Below are 17,789 nucleotides of genomic sequence, written 5' to 3' on the forward strand. Positions count from 1 at the left end.
CATGGGCGAACTGTTCGGCCAGTTCGACTTCTGGGGCGCCTTCGGGATGACGATCAAGCTGACGGTGTTCGGCGCGATCGGCGCCCTCATCATCGGCACGGTCATCGCTATCCTCCGACTGTCACCGGTGACGTCGCTACGGGCGATCGGCACGTCGTACGTCACGATCTTCCGCAACACGCCGCTGACGGTGATCATCTTCGCCAGCGTCTACGTGCTCTACGTGCAGTTGGGCATCTCGTTCGCGGACGACAAGGCGGCCGACTTCGTCACCCAGAACAACTTCCGGATGGGTGTTCTCGGCCTGGCCGTCTACCACGCGGCGTTCGTGTGTGAGGCGCTGCGCAGCGGGGTCAACACGATCCCGCTCGGCCAGGCCGAGGCGGCCCGCTCGATCGGACTGTCGTTCAGTCAGTCCATGCGGCAGGTCATCCTCCCGCAGGCGTTCCGCGGCGCGATCACGCCGCTGGGCAACACGTTGATCGCCCTGACCAAGAACACCACGGTGGTGATCACGATCGGGGTGGTCGAATCGGCGTATGTCCTCAACCAAGTCAACGAATACGCTACGGACAAGCTGAATCTCGCGTTCGCAGTCGTGGCCGCGTTCTTCGTCATCCTGACCGTCCCGATGGGAGTGGCCACCGGATGGCTGGCCAAACGATGGGCGGTGCAGCGATGAGCGAAGCGAACGTCCTCTTCGACGCCCCCGGTCCGCGGGCCAGGGCGCGGTATCGGATCCTCACGGTGATCGGCGCGCTCCTCGCGCTGGCGATCGGCGTGCTGGTCATCCGCACACTCGCGTCCAAGGGACAGTTCGAGGCGGCGAAGTGGAAGCCGTTCCTGACCGCGGAACTCTGGGACGCCTACCTGCTCCCGGGCCTGCTCGGCACGTTGAAAGCCGCTGCGCTGGCCATCGTCATCTCCTGCATCCTGGGGCCGGCGCTCGCGCTGGCCCGGATGTCCGGAATGCGCTGGCTGCGAGCCGTCGCGACGGTGTGGGTCGAGATCTTCCGAGCCATCCCGGTGCTGCTGATGATGATCTTCTTCTTCGGTCTTTATGCTTACAACGCGGTATTCAGCGCAGAACTGAATCCGCTCGCCGCGACCGTTACGGGGTTGGTGCTCTACAACAGCGCGGTGTTGTGCGAGGTGCTTCGCTCGGGTGTCGATCAACTCCCCCGCGGTCAACGCGAAGCGGGTCTGTCGATCGGCCTAAGTGCCGGGCAGACGTTGCGCACCATCCTTCTGCCGCAAGCGATTACGGCAATGCTGCCAACGCTGGTCAGCCAGCTCGTGGTGATCCTGAAGGACACGGCGCTGGGGTACAACATCACCTACTTGGAGTTGCTCAACGCCGGCAACACCGCGGCCAGCAACTACAGCAACCTGGTGCCGATGATCTTCGTGGTCGCGTTGATCTTCATCCTCATCAACTACTCGCTCACCAAACTGGCGGAGTACTTGGAACGCCGGCTCAAGCGGCGCGGGCACACCGCCGGCAATCCCGTTGCCGAGGGGTCGGTCGCCGAACCCACCTGACGCGAGGCCTCTCGTAGAGGTCCACGGCCCGACCGGCCACATGTGTGGTGGGCCTCAGGGGTCATGTCCAAGGAGAGAGCCAGACCATCACTTCACGAGTTGCGCTACCGACCACGCGCACGCTTTAACGGACCGTCAAGTACCGCAGCGGCGTCCGGTGCTGCGTGACGTGATCGCACCAACGCCGACCAACGTTGGTTAGCGCCGGGTGCCACCGGGCATCCCACCACCGGGCATCCCACCGCCGAACTGCCCGCCACCGGTGAAGGCGTTCTCGTTTGCGGAGCTGTCGGCACCCAGCGTCGCCGTCAGATCACCCAGGACCACCCGTGTACCGGCACTCAGCCCGGTCACCTGCGCCTTACCTCCACCGACCACGCCAACGGTCACCGTCTGCGTCGTGACCTCGTGGTCCCCGGTCACCGTCTGCACCGTGGCGCGCTTCGTGGCCACCATGGTCAGCGCCGAGGCCGGGACGGTTACAACGTCGGACACCGAGGTCGTCGTGATGGCGACCTGAGCCTGCGAATCCTGGGCTAGCGCTTGCGGCGGATCGTCGACCGTGATCACGATCGGGTACGTCGGGGTGCTGCTACTCGTGTCAGCCGGAAGGATGCCGATCTGGGTCACAGTCCCGCCGATGGTGCCGCCGCCGCCCGCCGGCGTCACTGTGGCTACCTGACCTACGGCGAGCGAGGGTAGGAGCGTCAACGAGGCATCCACCGTGATTTGCGCGGCGCCGGAACCGATGATGGTGATACTCGACGACGTCGAAGCTGCCGTGCCGTTGGTAAGACCGACGCTGGCTACCGTGCCGCTGATCGGGGCGGTCAGGGTAGCCGAATCCAGCGCAGACTGGGCCTGCGTGACCTCCAGTTGCGCCGCCGACACGGTCTTGGTCCCGCCCGCACCGCCTCCGGAAGCACCATTGTTCGCGGCAACACTGCCCGAACCCGAACCGGAGTTCGAGCCAGAACCCGAGGCAGAGCCGGATTTCGAGGCAGAACCGGAGTTCGAGGCAGAGCCGGAAGCAGAGCCGGAGCCGGCTTTCGATCCAGCCGAGCCCGATGTGCCCCCGGATCCGGACTGACCGCCGGACGCTGTCGACAATCGCGCCAGAAAGGTGTTCAGGTGAGTGAGGGTGGTTGATGCTTGGTCGAATGCGCCGCTGGCCGTCTTGGTGGCACCCACGCACCGGGCGACTTGGGCAGGGTCCACTGACGAGCTGCTGGACGACGTGCTGGTCGGGCTTGCGGTGCCCGTCGCAGTCGTGGTCCCAGTGGGCTCCCCGCTCGATGTAGGCGATGCGGTTGAGGTCGGTGTAGACGTGGGCTCCCCGCTCGATGTAGGCGATGCGGTGGAGGTCGGTGAGGACGCGGACGACCCAGTGGAGGAGAGCGAATCGGTTGCAGTCTGTGAAGCAGCGGACGTGGCGGTGCTCGTCTGATCACTCGTGCTGTCCCCCGCCCGCACGGTGCTGGCCGATCTCGCGGGCAGCCCGGTCTCGGTGGGGTGTGCGGTCGGCGATGTCGTCGACCCTCCCCCGCCGCCGGATCCGGTCGTCGAACCGATCACCGGCGCGCACTGCCCCTGCTGCGCCGTCACAGCCGCCTTCAACTCACGGATCTGGCGATCCAGCGTCGAGGACAGTGACTTCAATTGCCGGACGGTCTGCATGGTGTCCGAGCCGGATGAGCCAGAGCCGGCGGAGCTTGAACCGGTAGATCCGGCACTTGTTGTCCCTGAGGCGGAGGCCGTCGGCACCGACGAACGCGACCCCGACGAGGAGCCGGACGACGAGCCTGAAGTCGAGCCTGAAGTCGAGGCTGCTCCTGACGATGACCCCGTGGAACTCGTCGATGTCGTCGTACTCGTAGCCGCCGCTGCCTTGGCTTCGGCTAAATCGGCTTGAGCTGACAGAAGGGAGGCGGTCAATCCGGAGGTATCCATCGTGGCCAGCGTCTGACCGGCGGTGACCGTGTCACCCACCGCCACCTTCACCGCTGTCACCTGGCCGGAAGCGGGAAACGCCGCCGACACCTGATTGACCCTCGTAACTGAGCCGCTGAGCGTCGACTGGCTGCTCACCGATCCGGTGCTGGCAATGGCCAAGCGATAGTGATCCGACAGCGCGTCGGCGACGGCCGTGTGCGCTACGCCGTAGGTCACGGCGGCGGTGACCGCAACCACGCACAGTCCGGCAACGGTGCCGAGCACGATTCGGCGGCGTCGATCCGGATCACGAAGCATTGCCGCTTGCCCCGCTGCCCGCTGCGCCGTTGGGGCTCCCGCCGCCGAAACCGCCCGCCTGCGAGGTGCATTCGCCATTCACGGATTCACTGATAGTGATGCTGGTTGCGGCCAGGGCCGAGGTCGAGGTTGTCCCCCGTGCTTCGACGCACTTGCCGGCGGCGATCACGGCACTGCTCGCCGTGGCCTGCTTGATGTACGTCGTGCTCGATGAGGTCGTGACCGTCACCGGTTTCGCGGTGTTGCCGGTGGTTTTGAAGACGAAGCCACTGCCGCTGATCGAGGAGACCACACCGGTCAGACCGCCGAAACCGCCCATCCCCCGCCCTATTCCGGACGCGCTGGTCGCCGAGGGCGAGGCAGGCCCCGATGCGGTCGATGTTGTGCAGTCACCCGCCGGCAGGATGGTCACCGAGGTCGCGGTCACACTGCTCGGCACCGTGTAGGACGGCTGACTACCGGACGGGCCACCCGTTGGCGTCACCCCACCCGACGGCATCGCACCACCGGTGGGTGCTCCGGAAGGCCGGTTGCCCATCCCACCGCTGAACTGCTGGCGCACGGAGACGCAGGTTCCTGCGACGACATCACCGGCAGCGCCGGTGGATTGGCTGCTAATTCGGGTGCTACTGGTCCACGTGATCTTGTTCGTGCTGCCCTGGGAATTCGTGGCGGTCAGGCTGTTACCGGAAACCGCCGCGATGACCCCACTGACACCGGGATTTCCGCCGCGAGCACCACCCGGCCCGCCGGCCCGCTCGGTCGCGTTCCCCGTCGGCGTACCGGCAGCGTTCGCGGCTCCGCTGGTCCCGGAACCGCACCCGGCGACGACCACCGCCAGGAGAGCGGCGCCGACCACACTCGCGACGCGGTCCGCCCGGCGGATGTGCTGGATACGCACCATGACTTACTCACTCCTCAAAGCTTCGATGGGCGCCAACCGGGCGGCCCGGCTGGCTGGATAGACGCCGGCACCGACGCCGATGACGATGGATACCGCCAGGGCCAGCAGCGCTGCCTCCCACGACAGCGCGACCGGTTGATCCAGGAATCGGGGCAGCACCAAGGCCCCTAGGACGCCGACCCCGATGCCCAGGGCCCCACCGGCCAGACCGAGCATGGACGCCTCGGTCAGGAACTGCTTCCGGATCGTGCGGGGCGTGGCGCCCAGTGCCTTGCGCAGACCGATCTCGCGGATCCGCTCGGTCACCGAGACAAGCATGATGTTCATGACACCGATCCCGCCGACCAGCAGCGAGATCGCGGCGATCCCGGCCAGCAGAACCGTCAGGGTCTTGGTCGTGCTCGTGGCGGTGTCGACCAGTGACTGCTGGCTGCTGATCGAGAAGTCGGCCGCGCTGACGGTGACCCCGTGTGCGGTCGCCAGTGCGTTGGTCGCCTCCTGCTTGGCCGCCGCCAGATGGTCGCTGCTGGCGGCTTCGAGGTAGATGTTCGAGACGCTGTTCGACGTTGACGTCGACAGCCGGTGGGCGAACGTCGTCGTTGGGACGATCACTGTGTCGTCCTGGTCGACGTTGTTGACCGTGCCGGCCGTGGCAAGAACGCCGATCACGGTGAACGTCTGACCGTCGATGGTCACCTGCCGACCAACGGGATCGGGGTTGTTGGAGAACAACGCGGCAACCACCGTACTGCCCAGCACCACTACCGAATTGGCGTTCGCGACATCGGCGGCACCGATGAACCGGCCACTCGTGACCGAACGGGCTCGCACTGACAACCAACTGGGCGTCGTGCCCACCACGGTGGTCGTGCTGTTGGTGCTCCCGTTGGCCACCGACAGTGAGCTACTCGAGGTGGCGGCCACACCGGCCACGTCGGGGATCACCTGTTGATCAGCGAGCATTGCCGCATCGGACTGCGTCAAAGTGGTCGCCGAGCCGGCCGCACCGCGCACGCCCCCGGAGGACGTCGTACTGCCGGGCGTGACCACCAACAGATTGGTGCCGAGAGCGTTGATCTGATCAGCCACCTTCTGCTGGGCTCCCTGCCCCAGCCCGACGGTGAGCATCACGGCCGTGATACCGATCAGGATGCCGAGGACGGTCAGTCCTGAGCGCAGCCGGCGGGCGTTAATCGCATCGAAGGCGCTGCGCGCCGTCTCCGTCCAGCTCATACCCCGGCGGCCTCATGGCTCAGTCGCCCGTCGCGGATGCGGACTGCGTGCGCGGCGCTTGCCGCCACGTCTGCCTCGTGGGTGATGACCACGACTGTGCGGCCCTGGTCGTGCAACGCATGGAAGAGTTCGAGTACGTCGGTCGTGGCCACCGAGTCCAAGTTGCCTGTCGGTTCGTCCGCCAAGATCATCGTGGGGTTGGTGACCAGCGCACGAGCTACCGAAACCCGCTGCTGCTGACCGCCGGAGAGCTGGGTGGGTTTGTGATCCAACCGGTCGCCAAGCCCGACCCGCTCGAGCGCCTCGGCGGCGCGGTCCTGCCGCTCGGCCCGGGCCATGCCCGCGTAGACCATCGGTAGCTCCACGTTGCGCAGCGCACTCTGCGACTGCAGCAGGTTGAACTGCTGGAAGACGAAACCGATCTCGCGATTGCGGACGTGAGCCAGATCGGATTCGGACATCTGTGACACGTCGACACCGGCGAGTTCGTAACTTCCGGTGGTGGGTACGTCCAGGCAGCCGAGGATGTGCATCAACGTGGATTTGCCGGAGCCTGAAGGACCGGTGATCGCCAAGAAGTCGCCCTCGGGTACGTCCAGGTCGATGCCGCGCAACGCCTGTACCTGCAGATCGCCCGAACCATAGGACTTGGTCACGCCGCGCAGCGACAGGATGGCGGTCATTGGGGCTGACCTGCTGGTCGTGCGGAAGTGCCTGTGCCACCGAAGGATCCGCCACCGAATCCGCCCGGACCCCGCGAGGTCACCTGTACCATCTGGCCGGCCGAAATTCCCGAGAGCACCTGCGTGCGAGTGCCGTAGACCGAGCCGGTCGTCACTGCCACCTGCTTGGTGTGCCCTTCTTGAGAGACGGTCACGACGGACTTCCCGTCCGCAGTCGAGATCGCTTGGGTGGGAACGGAAAGCACGTTGTTAACAGCTTTGGTCGTCACGACGACGGACGCGCTCGTGCCGACGTAGATGCCGCTCTCGGTACCGGACACGGTGATCACCACCGGGAAGGTGGCGGTGCTGCCGGTCGAGGTGGTGCCCACAATGCCAACCGACTTCACCGTGCCCGGTAGTGCCGTGCCGGTGGTCGTTGTCGTGCTGCCGGACGACCCGGAGGATGCCAAGCTCGACCCAGCGCCCGAGCCTCCGTTGCCGCCGGCTGCGCCGCCGAAGTTTCCGCCCCCGAAGCCACCTGCGAACGCACCGCTGCGGCTGTTCGTGGACGAGGTGGCAGTCGAGATACTGACCTGCGCGTTTTGGCCCTTGGCCAGTTGGGCCAGGTCCGCCGAGCTCACTGAGGCGTTCACTGTCCACGATGTGGTGTCGACCAGCACGATCGCCGATGTGGAACCGGACGACGAAGAGCCGCCTGCGGACTGGACACCAGACCCGCTGGCGCCGGCTGTGGCACCACCGCCGCTAGAGCTGCCCGACGTGTCACCGGCGGCGATGTTGACGGTGGCGACCGTCCCACTGAACGGCGCGGTGAGACTGGCGGCCGCCAGCGCCTTACGCGCCTGACTCACCTTGCTCGCGTCAGATGCAACCGTGGCCTTTGCCGCGGCGATCTGGGTGGATGTACCGCTGCTCTGGACAGATTCGAGATTCTCCTGCGCCGTCGACAGCGTGTTCTTGGCGTCTGCGAGCGCGGCCGCCAAGTCGGTGTCGTCGATCGTGGCAAGCACCTGCCCCTTGGTCACTTTGTCGCCGACGGCGACGTCCACCGCCGTTATCGTTCCGGAACTGGCGAAGTCCAGGTCGGCCTCTTGTGCCGGCGCGAAAGTACCGGAGATGGTGAGGGTCTGGCTGACGGTTCCCACAGTCGCAGCCTGCAAAGTGGTCGTAGTCTGCGCGGCGGTCTGGGCCTGGTCGTCACTGCGGTGGGTGAGATACCAACCGGCTCCAGCGCTTGCCGCAACCACGACGGCGACCACCCCCGCGATCGCCCGGCGGCGCGCACGCCCGGGATGCTCTGTCATAGGTGGCAATGTAGGAAGGCAATGTAGAGCCTCACTGTCGGCAACCTATGCGCGCAATATGCCGCCGGACGCGTTCCTGTGACTCCGTGCTGCTGGGTGAATCAACCTGCGCCACAGGCGCGCCCGTGATAAAGGGGCGGTCCGGGAACACGACCGCTGGTGAGGATGTCCCGAATGGGACTAGGCACACAGCACCGCCCGCGCGGAACGCATTGCGAGCTTGCTTCCCCGAGAACTGTGGGGCGGCATCTGGTCAGGCGGCGGTGTGCTTCACCCAGGCGATGAAGTTGGTCGTGGCGTTGCCAGTCCGCTCTGCCATCGTGTGCCCCAGCCCCCACACCGTGGCGAAATCCACGGAAGTGATCCCCAGGTTTGTCAGCGCCAGAGCGAGATTCACCTCGGTGGTGTTAGCGGTGTCGCCCTGCATGATGCCGGTGCGGATCCGCCAGTGCGGCGCGACCGTCGATGCTTTGTAGCCGTCGTACATTGGCGACAGGTAGTACATCGGGTTGTACATGTCCTGTCGCACCAGCGTGGTCTTGCCCACGGAGTCGGTCCTGGCGAAGTCGACCGCGTATTCCGAGGCTGCGTACGAGGACTTCCAGTTGGTCAGCTTGACGTAGGCACTCTGGTTGGCGGCGATGACCTCCTTCGACACCTGAGCGAAGTGGTATCCGTCTGTGCCGGAACCCATCACGACGTTCTCGGTCTGTCCGCGCCCGGACCGTCGAACGCACCGACGTCCTTGCTGGCGTTCTTCTGACTCTTGACGAACCCGGCGAGATCTTTGACCGTCGCCTTCTTGGTGCTGGCGTCGTAGGTGACCCACGTCGAGTCTGTGTTCAGGTAGGAGATGTAGTCAGCCACCGTCTTGTAGGTCGTACTCGACGAAGAGGACGGCGACCCGCCGGTAGCACCTGATGGCGGTTGTCCACCACCCGTCGGTGCGCCGCTCGGCGCCCCGCCTGAACTGTCCGCCGGCGGCCCGCCCGCCGAGCCACCGGCGCCGCCCATCCCTGCCATCGTCTGGGTGTTGGGCGTATACGGGAACGTCGTATCGGACAGAAAGTCGTTGAGCGACTGGTTGATCACCGACACCAGATGGTCGTAGTAGCTGCCGGACAGGTAATGCCCCGAGGTGGACGACGCCAGGGTGAGGGTGGCACCCGAGCCGTCCTTCAGTTTCAGCTTGTTCACGTACGTCGCGAACGCGTCCGCGAGGTGCCCGGAGTACCCCGTTGTCCAGGTGCCGCTCGCCCTCGTCCCGGTGGTCGCGAACTGGCCCATGTTCCATTCGTAGGCGACGTTGGCATAGTCGAGGCTGGTGATCGGGCACCACGCCATGACCCCGTTCACGGCGTCGCTGATCGCGGCCCCGGTCGAGTCAGTCATCGCGGCCCCGATCGCGTTCAGATGGGCGGTGTAGAGATCAGAGTCGCCGGTCGCCCCGGCGATGGTGCTCTGCGCGCCCCCGCCGCTCATCCCGAACACGTAGACCTTGTCCTTCCCGCCCGGGATCGAGGCCAGGTTGAGCCGCAGATAGCGGATCGCCGCCTTGAGATCCGTCACACCCCACGGAGCGTTGCCGTGATAACTGGTGCTTTGCGAGTCTTTACCCCGCAATCCTGCTGCGACGTAAACGAATCCGGCCTTCAGGTAGCTCGACACATCGTTGTAGCTGTATGTCGTCGGCGGCTTCTGCGCAGCGTACCCCGGGGTGTTCACCGGCAGCACGATCGGCGCGGTCCGCGCGGTGAAGCCGCCCACCGTCACCGAGGTGTTGACCACCGCGGTGTAGGTGCCGTCGCTGTTCTTGGTGCCGGTCAGATACTTCCCCGGCACGTAGACGCCCAGCGTTTCGTAGTCCTTCGCCGCAGGTTTGGCAACGTAGCTGACCCCGAGTTGGTAGTAGACGTCGTTCCCGGAGTCGTAATGCCAGCCCTTGCTGTTGAACCCGAGGAAGCCGCCACCGCCGTGGCATCCGCAGTCGCGGTAGACGAGCTCGCTGAGGTCTTCGACGCGCTTCTTTCCGGATCCGAGCAGGCGGTCAGCGCGAAGCCGCCCAGGACCGAGGCGGCTGTCCCTTGGACGACGGTGCGGCGACTGATGGTCATGGCGATACTCCCGGGTTGCGTGACGGCGCGAGGCTCTCGCACCACGGTCAACGTAGGGCGCCCGATTCGCCTGACCCGGTGTGTCTGCTGTGCGGCCTCTTTGAGCGTGGGTCCGATGAACTGGCCACCTACCCGGTTCAGCGATGCACAGCCGATGCAACCAGCGCGCAAAAAAGGCCCGTGATCTGCGTTTCCGCAGATCAGGGTCTTCTCGTGTGCTCCCCCGGTTGAACTCGAACCCCCCCCCCCCCCCCCATGTGACCAGGTCGTCCGGCCACACCGATACCGCGCTGGTGCGAGGAACCCATTCGAACGTCACACCAAGCCGACTCGCGAGCGTCCTCGCGTGGCTCAGTGATGCTGAGAACGGCCACGACTGCTGACGGGACTCCCACTGCCACCGAGCTGGCGGCGTAAACGTCTCAAAGCAGCACGAAGCATCGAATGCAGACCTGCCCGCCCTCGTCCCGGGCGAGCCCAATGAACTGGTTCTCCGCGAGCCAGCGATGCGGCGGAGCGTCGGTCTGGAAGACCGGCGCGGTCCGGAAGTAGTACTGCTCCTCCGGGACGGCTTCTCCGGCAGCGATGCGCCGTTCGACCTCGCGGTCGGCCCGGTAATACCCGCGGTTGTGGATGTCGATCACGGAGCCGTCATCGGCCCGCAGGAGGTATCGCGCGTCGAGTTGGGTCGTGCTTCCCCGTTCCACCGACCAATCGCCCCCTCCCGCAATGATGACACCGTTCAACCGAGGCCCCTGCACCGTGCCACCGACGATCGGGGTGAACCAGAGTCGCTCCTGCTCGCTTCGTCCCACGTGCCAGCCGTCTTCGACATCGACGCGGATCTCGAAGGCGAACTCCAGACGAGGGTGGAGCAGTTGCGCGGTCACCGACGGTCGTCCCCGCGGTGACCGCCTACCGCGACCGTCGGGCACGCCGGCCCGGGATCGGGCAGGACGCCCATCTCAAGCCGCACGCCGTCGGGTCCACCGACGATCACCGATTGCGTTGTCGCCGCGACATCCACCGCGGACCAGGGCGATTCGTCCGTTCCCGGTTGCGGCATGAACTCCGGGAAATCACTGCTCTGCACGTGCAGACGCAGGTGGTGACCGGCCGCCAGCTGGTATCCGACGTGGCCGAGATCCAGGTCAACCCGGACAGGCACGCCGGCGTCATCGACCGTCTGCTGGCCCCGGGCGATCCGAAGGAACCGGCCGTCGGGCGCCACGTCGTACAACCGAGCCATGACGTCCATCGTGGGACCGGTGGATTCGACGGTCAACGACAGCCTGACCGGCCCGACGAGGTTCACCGGTTCGGCGACCGGTGCCCCGGCGAAGCCGACCACGTCCGCCCGTTGCGCAAGGTCACGCTCGTCCGGGCTGTGCTGTAGGAACGAAAAGGGGTCAGGGACCGACGACGGCACCAGGTCGTTCGGATCGTGCTTCCAGCTCAGGCGGGTGCACGGGCCCGAATCACTATGAGACAGCTGACCATCCGCGGTCGCCCACCAGGAAACCCGCTCGACCTGCGAGGGCGGCCAGTGAGCTGCGTGCCGGAAGCCTTCTGTGCCGGCGAGACTCCACCGCACTTTGGGGATCTGCGCGGCGGTGCCGCGCCCCCGCAGGAAGACATCAAAGAACTCAACGGCGGGGTCAAGATAGGCCGGCAACATCTGCCTGAGCGCTTCCTGCGTACGCTCACCGCCTGGCCATCCCAACGGATAGTTTTCGTGGTCGATGGACTCGATGACCAGAAACTCGTTGTGTTCCCACGCCGGTCGACGAGCGATGTCGGCGTGGTCCCGCCACGACCACGGTGCGCAGTTGTCCCACCAACCAATAGTGCTCAGTACGGGGACCGGCCGCGCTTCGAACGGGCTGCCACCACGAAACCGTTGCAAATAAACAGGATTCGGGTACCACAGATCGAACGACGGCGAACGCAGCCCGATCTCCTCCTGGAACTGCTCAAGTTGATCGATATAGGGCCGACGAGTCCAGTCCGGCTCCCACAGGTAGGTGTCCTGGGTGACGAAGTGGGTCAACGCGTACATCAGGATGATGCTCATCTCAACATCCCGGGTCCGACTGCCGGGCTCCGCGACGGGAAATTCACCCAGCGCGGTTCCGGTGACCCGGGGGCGATCGCCTTCAGCGCCGGATGCCCGGAAGCTACCGCCGCCCACTGCGTATACCCGTAGTAGGAGTCTCCCCACATGGCGACTGTTCCGTCGGACCACGGTTGCTGGATCAGCCAGTCGATCGTGTCGTAGCCGTCGTCGACCTCGTTGACGAACAGCAACGGCACACCTTCGGAACGGAACTTGCCACGAACGTCCTGGACGACAACTCGATACCCCCGTCGCGACAAGTAATCGGCGACCAGCGGCAGGAAGGTGTACTCACCATCCTTGTCGTAGGGCAGCCGGACCAGGATGGCCGGGCCGGGGCCGTCATCGCCGGGCGGCAGATAGACATCGGTGGCCAAGTGGACACCGTCCCTCATACGGACCGCGTGCGTTGCGGCCTGCGCAGGTACCTCGGCGGGAGACAACTGCAGATAGTCGATCTTCATGAGACGCGGGCGGGCCCTTCCTGAACGGTGGACGAACGAGGCGGGTCGATGACGCGACCGCCTCTGCGACGGGGCTTCCAGCCCGGTCGCGGTACGGATTCAATGAGCTGTCGGGTGTACGGGTGCTGCGGGTTGGTCAGTACCGCACCGACAGCCCCCGTTCCACGACCTTCCCGTCCTTCATGACGATCACCGAATCGCAGATCTGACCGACGATCGGCAGATCATGGGAGATGAACAAGAAGGCCACACCCGTCGTACGTCGCACGTCCGCCAGCAGCTTCAGGACCTGCGCCTGGGTGGAAACGTCGAGCGACGCCAACGCTTCGTCGAGCACCAGGATGTCCGGCTCGGCCGCCAACGATCGCGCGATCGCGACCCGCTGTCGTTGCCCACCAGACAACTGCCGGGGGTGAGCAGAGGCGATCTGTTGATCGAGGCGCACCTGACTCAACAGGTCCGCCACGCGCTTCGCGCGTGCTGACCGCTCGAGGTCGGTATGGATTCGCAGCGCCTCATCCAGGCAGGATCCGATGGTCTGCCGCCGATCCAGCGACAGATACGGGTCCTGGAACACCATCTGAATCCGGCCACCGCGCTCCCGCCGATCCCGCCCGCTCACCTTTTCGGTGGGCCGCCACTCCTGGCCGTCGACCCTGATCGAGCCCTGGGTGGCACGCTCCAGCCCGACGATGATGCGGGCGGACGTCGTCTTCCCCGACCCCGACTCCCCCACGATGGCCAGCGAGCCACCCGTCGGGAGTTCGAAGGAGACGTCGTCGACCGCGCGGAAGGTTTCGTGCCTCCAGCCCTGTTGACGCCGTACCCGATAGTCCTTGACGAGCCCGGCGACCGACAGGATCGGCAACATGTTGGTGACTTCAGCCATGGTCAACCGCCAGCGGAAATTCCTGTGTAGCAGTCGATTCGAACCACGAGCGCGCCTCCATCAGGGCGATGGTGTACGGGTCGTTTGCCGTCATGGCGGCGCCGGGTACGAGCGACTCGACTACGTTGCCGTCTTTCATGACGAGCAGGCGATCGCAGACCGCGGCCGCCAGGTCGAGATCATGGGTCACAAAGACCATGGCAAGCCCGCGCTGTCGTCGTTCCTCGTCGAGTATCGCCATCACCTCTTCTTGTGTGGTCACGTCGAGGGCGGTCGAAATCTCGTCGGCAAGAATGATCCTTGGCTGAGCAAGGAGCGCTGCAGCGATCATGACGCGCTGCAGCAGACCACCGGACAGCTCCGACGGGCGCTGCCTCATCCTGCGGGCCGCCGACGAAACCCCCACTTCACCGAGGATGCGCACAGCGCGGGACTCTGCATCCTTCGCCGAGACGCCGCGCTCCAGCACCAACAGCTCGGTCAGAAAGCTACCGATAGTGCGGACCGGGTTGATGTGCGCGCGGGGGTCCTGGAACATCATGGCGACATCGCCCGTCCGGTACTGCCGCAGTTGCCGCGACGACATCGACAGGACCTCCTGCCCGTCGAAGCACACACTTCCGCTCACCTCGGCCCTCTTCGGTAGCAACCGGATGATGGATCGCAGGCTCACTGATTTGCCGGACCCGGACTCGCCGACGATGCCGAGCGCGTCGCCCGATTCGAGACCGAACGAGACCCCGTGCAGTACCTCGCGTCGACCGGCCGCGGAATCGAAACTCACCCTCAGGTCTTCGACCTGCAACAACGCAGCCATCAACGTTCCCCGATCTCGTAGCGCTGGGCCAGGCGGTCGCCGACCAGATTCACGGCGATAACGGTGAGTACGACGAGCGTTGAGGCGAAGAGGGCTTGCTGGGGGTACCCCTGCACAATCGCGGACTGGCCCTGGGAGATCAGCAGACCCCAGTCCGCAGCCGGGGGTTGCAACCCGAGCCCCAGGTAGGAAATGGCGGACAGATCGAGCAGGGCGTAACCGAAACCCACCGTTGCCTGCACGAAGAGGAACGGCAGCAGGTTGGGCACGATGTGCCTGATGACGATCGAGAGTGCCGGTGCACCCTGCACCTGCAGCGCCTGGACGTAGGGCAGGTTGCGCTCGCGCAAAGCCGCCGTTCGCAGGATGCGAGCGATCATCGGCACAAAGGTGACCGACAGTGCGATGACCGGAGCCACGATGCCGGGACCGAACATGGTGACGGCGACGATGGCGACGACGATTCCGGGGAAGGCGAAGACGATGTCCATCGCGCGAGAGACGACCGTGTCCCACCAGCCGCCGAACCAGGCGGCGATGACCGCCAGAGCGGTCCCCACGACACTCGAGACCAGCACGACGCACGCCGGACCCAGCAGGGTGACCCGCGTCCCGACGATCACGCGGGAGAAGATGTCGCGTCCGGACGAGTCCGTGCCGAACCAATGCAGCGCGCTCGGTCCTGCGAAAACGTTGGTCACATCGACCGCGTCCGGGTCATAGGGCGCGATCAGCGGTCCGACAGCGGCGAGCACCACGAGTCCGGTCAAGAAGATCAGCGCGACGACGCTCAACCAGCCGACGGAAGCCAGTCGGCGGGTCAACGGGAGCCGGCCGGCGCCGACCATCTGGGCGGTGCTCAAGTGCCACTCCTCTGCGCAAGTCGTGGATCGATGGCCACGTTGATGAGATCGACGATCGTGTTGATGACCACGAAGGCGACGACCATGATCAAGGAGATGAGGAGGACGACCGGGAGATCCTTGCGCCCGGCGGCCTGGACCAGAAGTGCTCCGATTCCGTTGACGCCGAACGCTGTTTCGGCCACCGCGGTAGCTGCAATAAGGCCGGCGACGGTGATTCCCGATACGGCGAACACCTCGGGTGATGCGTTGCGCAGGACGTGCCGCGTGATGATCGCCCGGGGCGAGATGCCCCTGCTGGTCGCCGTTTCGACGTGCTCCGACCCCAAGGCGGAGCGCACTGCTGTGCGGGTGATCCGGGAGAGAAAGGCCAGGTACGCACAGCTCATCGCCACCGCCGGTAGCGTCAGGTGCCACAGCATGTCCAGCAAGCCGTCACCTGTCCCGTACACGGGGAACCAGCTGAGCTTCTGGGAGAAGAGCCAGATCAGGAACATCGCTACGACGAAGGTCGGCGCACCCATGAGGATGGATCCGATGACCGTGATCGACCGATCGACGATGCGCCCGCTCAGGGCGGCGAGAATTCCACTCCCAATGCCCACCGTCAGGATCAGCAGGGCCGCGTAGGCGGTCAACAACGTGGTCGTCTCGATGCGCGGGCCGATGAGGCTCGAGACCGGGCTGCGGTAGACGAAGGACTCTCCGAAGTCTCCATGGAGAACACCGCCGACCCAGATGAGGTAGCGCTGCCATAGCGGTGCGTCAAGGTGGAACTCCTGACGGATCTGTTCGAGCGTCGCCGGGTCGGGCCGCGAGCCCCCGCCAGGACGGCCGCCGGGTCGCCCGGGGTGAGCGCGAAGGCGAGGAAGATCAGGACGCTGGCGACGAATACTGTGAGGATCAGAGCTCCTAATCGCCTACTCGCAAATGCAAAGACGCTCATCATTGGCCGTCACTTACCGCCGAGGTGCAGCGCCCACGGAGAGCCGATGTAGGCGAACGAGGTCGTGACCCCCGTCAGCTTGGGGTTGAGGTACACCGAGGCGTACTTCTCGCCGAGAGTGACCTGCAGGTTCGCCGGAGCAAAGATCGCCTGTGCCTTCACGAAGTCGTTCGCCGCTTGCGTCTCGTCGACGGCCGTATTGGCGGAGCCCAGGTACTTCGTGACCTGCGGGTCGCTGTACTGGCTCCAGTTGAACAGGCCGAGGGGCGGGGGCATCGTGAAGAACGAGGCGTTGGCGATGGGACCGGGGGCGTTCAAGTAGCCCATGGTCGCGAGGAAGTCGATTCCCTTACGAGCATTGGCGTTGTAGAACAAGGCGGCGAAATCGGTCGCCTGCAATTGCTTGACGTTGATGGTCAGACCGAGTTGTTTGCCGGCGGACTGGATCAGGGTGGCCGCCTGCAAAAGCTCGTCGTTGCCCGACGGGATGGCTAAAGTCAGCGGCGTGCTTGCCGGTTTGGCTTGCTGGATGAGGGCTTTCGCCTTTGCCAGATCAGTCACCGGCGCCGGAAGTGCGTCGTACCCCTTCTGGTAGATCGCCGCGTCCGGTAGTCCGGTGAAGGTCAAGGGAACGCTGAAGGTCTTGGCCACCCTCCCGTAGCCGCCGAGTACGTTCTTGACGAACGCCGTCTTGTCGATAGCCAGATTGAGAGCCTGACGCACGCGGGGGTCAGCTGCGGCGCCACTACTCGCGACCGGACCGAAGCTCAGCGTCCCCGTGCTGGGGCCGAAGTACAACGAGCCGGAGGATGCCTTGGCCAACGCCTTGGCGCTTGCGGTGGGAATGTCGTAGGCGCCGTCGACCTGGCCGGACAGCAGCGCACTCGTGAGCGTTGCGTTGTCCGGAATGAAGACGTACTCAAGGGATTTGACCTTCGGCTGGCCATTCCAATAGTTCGGGTTGGACGTAGTCACGATGTTCTTGCCGGACGTCCAGCTCTTGAACTCGAATGGGCCAGTGCACATCAGACCGCCTTGCGGCGTACCGAGGGTCTTACCCGCCTTCTGCGCAAAAGCCTTCTCAAAGACGACGCCAGCGTTCGTTGCCAGGGCGTTGCGGAACTGAGAGTTCGGTGCGGCGAACTTCAGCGTCACCTGCAGTGGCCCGGACGCCGTGATCGACTTCACCGCTCCGAAGAGTCCGACGTTGATCGAACCGCTCGCCGGGTTGGCGTTCTGCTGCAGGCTGTAGGCCACATCGGCCGAGGTCATCGGGCTGCCATCCCAGAACTTCACTCCGCTTCGCAGTTGAATCTGGAAGGTTGTGGGGTCAGTCCATTCCGCCTTGGTGGCCAACCCCGGCGCGACCCCGAAGTCGGGCGTCACCGTCAAGAGGTTCTCGCACAGGTTCGCGTTGACGATGTACGACGAGTCCGTTCCGGACTGCACCGGGTTCAGGGTCGGCGGCTCACCGGTGGCCAGCGCCCAGGTCACGGTGTCCACGGCCTTGGTCCCTGCCGGCGTCGAAGACACGAGTTTGGCTGCCGGGTACAGACCGCCCGGGCTGTCCGCGCTCCCGGACCCCGTGGAAGACCCACCGGAGGAGCAGGCCGCGAGGGTGGTGGCGAGCGCGGCGGTGGCTGCGAGCTTGCGCTTCATGA

20 protein-coding genes are annotated in these 17,789 nt (G+C 65.4%); 4 read left to right on the top strand and 16 right to left on the bottom strand.

Going from position 1 to position 17,789, the window contains the following annotated elements:
- The first annotated feature begins 1 nt into the window (after position 1).
- Together ACFQBT_RS10055 and ACFQBT_RS10060 are read left to right on the top strand one after the other, a co-directional pair.
- Positions 2-682 (top strand): amino acid ABC transporter permease, encoded by a 681-nt coding sequence (locus ACFQBT_RS10055; protein ID WP_377822399.1) that lies wholly within the window; start codon positions 2-4, stop codon positions 680-682.
- The gene (locus ACFQBT_RS10060) at positions 679-1,542 is read left to right on the top strand and encodes an amino acid ABC transporter permease (protein ID WP_377822401.1); all 864 of its coding nucleotides are present in this window, start codon (positions 679-681) and stop codon (positions 1,540-1,542) included. The genes ACFQBT_RS10055 and ACFQBT_RS10060 overlap by 4 nt, the downstream gene beginning before the upstream one ends.
- A gap of 198 nt (positions 1,543-1,740) precedes the next feature.
- On the opposite strand, the gene ACFQBT_RS10065 is transcribed toward ACFQBT_RS10060, so the two are convergent.
- Positions 1,741-2,433, bottom strand: a complete 693-nt coding sequence (locus ACFQBT_RS10065) for a permuted SH3 domain-containing protein (protein WP_377825588.1) — start codon at positions 2,431-2,433, stop codon at positions 1,741-1,743.
- A gap of 244 nt (positions 2,434-2,677) precedes the next feature.
- Between ACFQBT_RS10065 and ACFQBT_RS10070 the strand changes: the two genes are divergently transcribed.
- Together ACFQBT_RS10070 and ACFQBT_RS10075 are read left to right on the top strand one after the other, a co-directional pair.
- The gene (locus tag ACFQBT_RS10070; protein WP_377825590.1) at positions 2,678-2,989 is read left to right on the top strand and encodes a hypothetical protein; all 312 of its coding nucleotides are present in this window, start codon (positions 2,678-2,680) and stop codon (positions 2,987-2,989) included.
- Positions 2,990-3,016: 27 nt separating this feature from the next.
- Positions 3,017-3,454: a hypothetical protein gene (locus tag ACFQBT_RS10075; RefSeq protein WP_377825592.1), complete on the top strand. Its 438-nt coding sequence runs from the start codon at positions 3,017-3,019 to the stop codon at positions 3,452-3,454.
- 327 nt (positions 3,455-3,781) lie between these two features.
- On the opposite strand, the gene ACFQBT_RS10085 is transcribed toward ACFQBT_RS10075, so the two are convergent.
- The 15 genes from ACFQBT_RS10085 to ACFQBT_RS10155 all read right to left on the bottom strand — a co-directional run bounded on the left by ACFQBT_RS10085 (position 3,782) and on the right by ACFQBT_RS10155 (position 17,787).
- The gene (locus tag ACFQBT_RS10085) at positions 3,782-4,696 is read right to left on the bottom strand and encodes a DUF5666 domain-containing protein (protein ID WP_377822403.1); all 915 of its coding nucleotides are present in this window, start codon (positions 4,694-4,696) and stop codon (positions 3,782-3,784) included.
- A 3-nt stretch (positions 4,697-4,699) separates the two neighbouring features.
- Positions 4,700-5,929, bottom strand: coding sequence for an ABC transporter permease (locus ACFQBT_RS10090; protein ID WP_377822405.1), 1,230 nt, complete (start codon positions 5,927-5,929; stop codon positions 4,700-4,702).
- Positions 5,926-6,612, bottom strand: coding sequence for an ABC transporter ATP-binding protein (locus ACFQBT_RS10095; protein ID WP_377822407.1), 687 nt, complete (start codon positions 6,610-6,612; stop codon positions 5,926-5,928). Before ACFQBT_RS10095 ends, ACFQBT_RS10090 begins: the two co-directional genes overlap by 4 nt.
- Entirely contained in the window at positions 6,609-7,919 is a 1,311-nt protein-coding gene (locus tag ACFQBT_RS10100; protein WP_377822409.1) for an efflux RND transporter periplasmic adaptor subunit, read from the bottom strand. Before ACFQBT_RS10100 ends, ACFQBT_RS10095 begins: the two co-directional genes overlap by 4 nt.
- A 253-nt stretch (positions 7,920-8,172) precedes the next feature.
- Positions 8,173-8,613: a hypothetical protein gene (locus tag ACFQBT_RS10105; RefSeq protein ID WP_377822411.1), complete on the bottom strand. Its 441-nt coding sequence runs from the start codon at positions 8,611-8,613 to the stop codon at positions 8,173-8,175.
- Positions 8,613-10,352 (bottom strand): subtype A tannase, encoded by a 1,740-nt coding sequence (locus tag ACFQBT_RS10110; protein ID WP_377825437.1) that lies wholly within the window; start codon positions 10,350-10,352, stop codon positions 8,613-8,615. The genes ACFQBT_RS10105 and ACFQBT_RS10110 overlap by 1 nt, the downstream gene beginning before the upstream one ends.
- 103 nt (positions 10,353-10,455) lie before the next feature.
- On the bottom strand, positions 10,456-10,923 hold the full coding sequence (locus tag ACFQBT_RS10115; protein WP_377822413.1) for a DUF3237 domain-containing protein: 468 nt from the start codon (positions 10,921-10,923) through the stop codon (positions 10,456-10,458).
- Positions 10,920-12,107, bottom strand: a complete 1,188-nt coding sequence (locus tag ACFQBT_RS10120; protein WP_377822415.1) for a CocE/NonD family hydrolase — start codon at positions 12,105-12,107, stop codon at positions 10,920-10,922. Before ACFQBT_RS10120 ends, ACFQBT_RS10115 begins: the two co-directional genes overlap by 4 nt.
- On the bottom strand, positions 12,104-12,613 hold the full coding sequence (locus tag ACFQBT_RS10125) for a CocE/NonD family hydrolase (RefSeq protein ID WP_377822416.1): 510 nt from the start codon (positions 12,611-12,613) through the stop codon (positions 12,104-12,106). The genes ACFQBT_RS10120 and ACFQBT_RS10125 overlap by 4 nt, the downstream gene beginning before the upstream one ends.
- Complete coding sequence (locus tag ACFQBT_RS10130) at positions 12,610-12,816, bottom strand: ABC transporter ATP-binding protein (RefSeq protein ID WP_377825439.1); 207 nt, start codon at positions 12,814-12,816, stop codon at positions 12,610-12,612. The genes ACFQBT_RS10125 and ACFQBT_RS10130 overlap by 4 nt, the downstream gene beginning before the upstream one ends.
- A complete protein-coding gene (locus ACFQBT_RS10135; RefSeq protein WP_377822418.1) occupies positions 12,750-13,502 on the bottom strand; it encodes an ABC transporter ATP-binding protein in 753 nt (250 codons plus the stop codon). The genes ACFQBT_RS10130 and ACFQBT_RS10135 overlap by 67 nt, the downstream gene beginning before the upstream one ends.
- Positions 13,495-14,319 carry an ABC transporter ATP-binding protein gene (locus tag ACFQBT_RS10140; protein WP_377822420.1) on the bottom strand — a complete coding sequence of 275 codons (825 nt, stop codon included), beginning with the start codon at positions 14,317-14,319 and terminating at the stop codon, positions 13,495-13,497. Before ACFQBT_RS10140 ends, ACFQBT_RS10135 begins: the two co-directional genes overlap by 8 nt.
- The gene (locus ACFQBT_RS10145) at positions 14,319-15,182 is read right to left on the bottom strand and encodes an ABC transporter permease (protein ID WP_377822422.1); all 864 of its coding nucleotides are present in this window, start codon (positions 15,180-15,182) and stop codon (positions 14,319-14,321) included. The genes ACFQBT_RS10140 and ACFQBT_RS10145 overlap by 1 nt, the downstream gene beginning before the upstream one ends.
- Complete coding sequence (locus tag ACFQBT_RS10150; protein WP_377822424.1) at positions 15,179-15,820, bottom strand: ABC transporter permease; 642 nt, start codon at positions 15,818-15,820, stop codon at positions 15,179-15,181. Before ACFQBT_RS10150 ends, ACFQBT_RS10145 begins: the two co-directional genes overlap by 4 nt.
- A 317-nt stretch (positions 15,821-16,137) precedes the next feature.
- A complete protein-coding gene (locus ACFQBT_RS10155) occupies positions 16,138-17,787 on the bottom strand; it encodes an ABC transporter substrate-binding protein (protein ID WP_377822426.1) in 1,650 nt (549 codons plus the stop codon).
- Positions 17,788-17,789: the final 2 nt, after the last annotated feature.

Origin of the sequence: Branchiibius cervicis, from assembly GCF_042661605.1 — a bacterium.
Lineage (GTDB): Bacteria > Actinomycetota > Actinomycetes > Actinomycetales > Dermatophilaceae > Branchiibius > Branchiibius cervicis.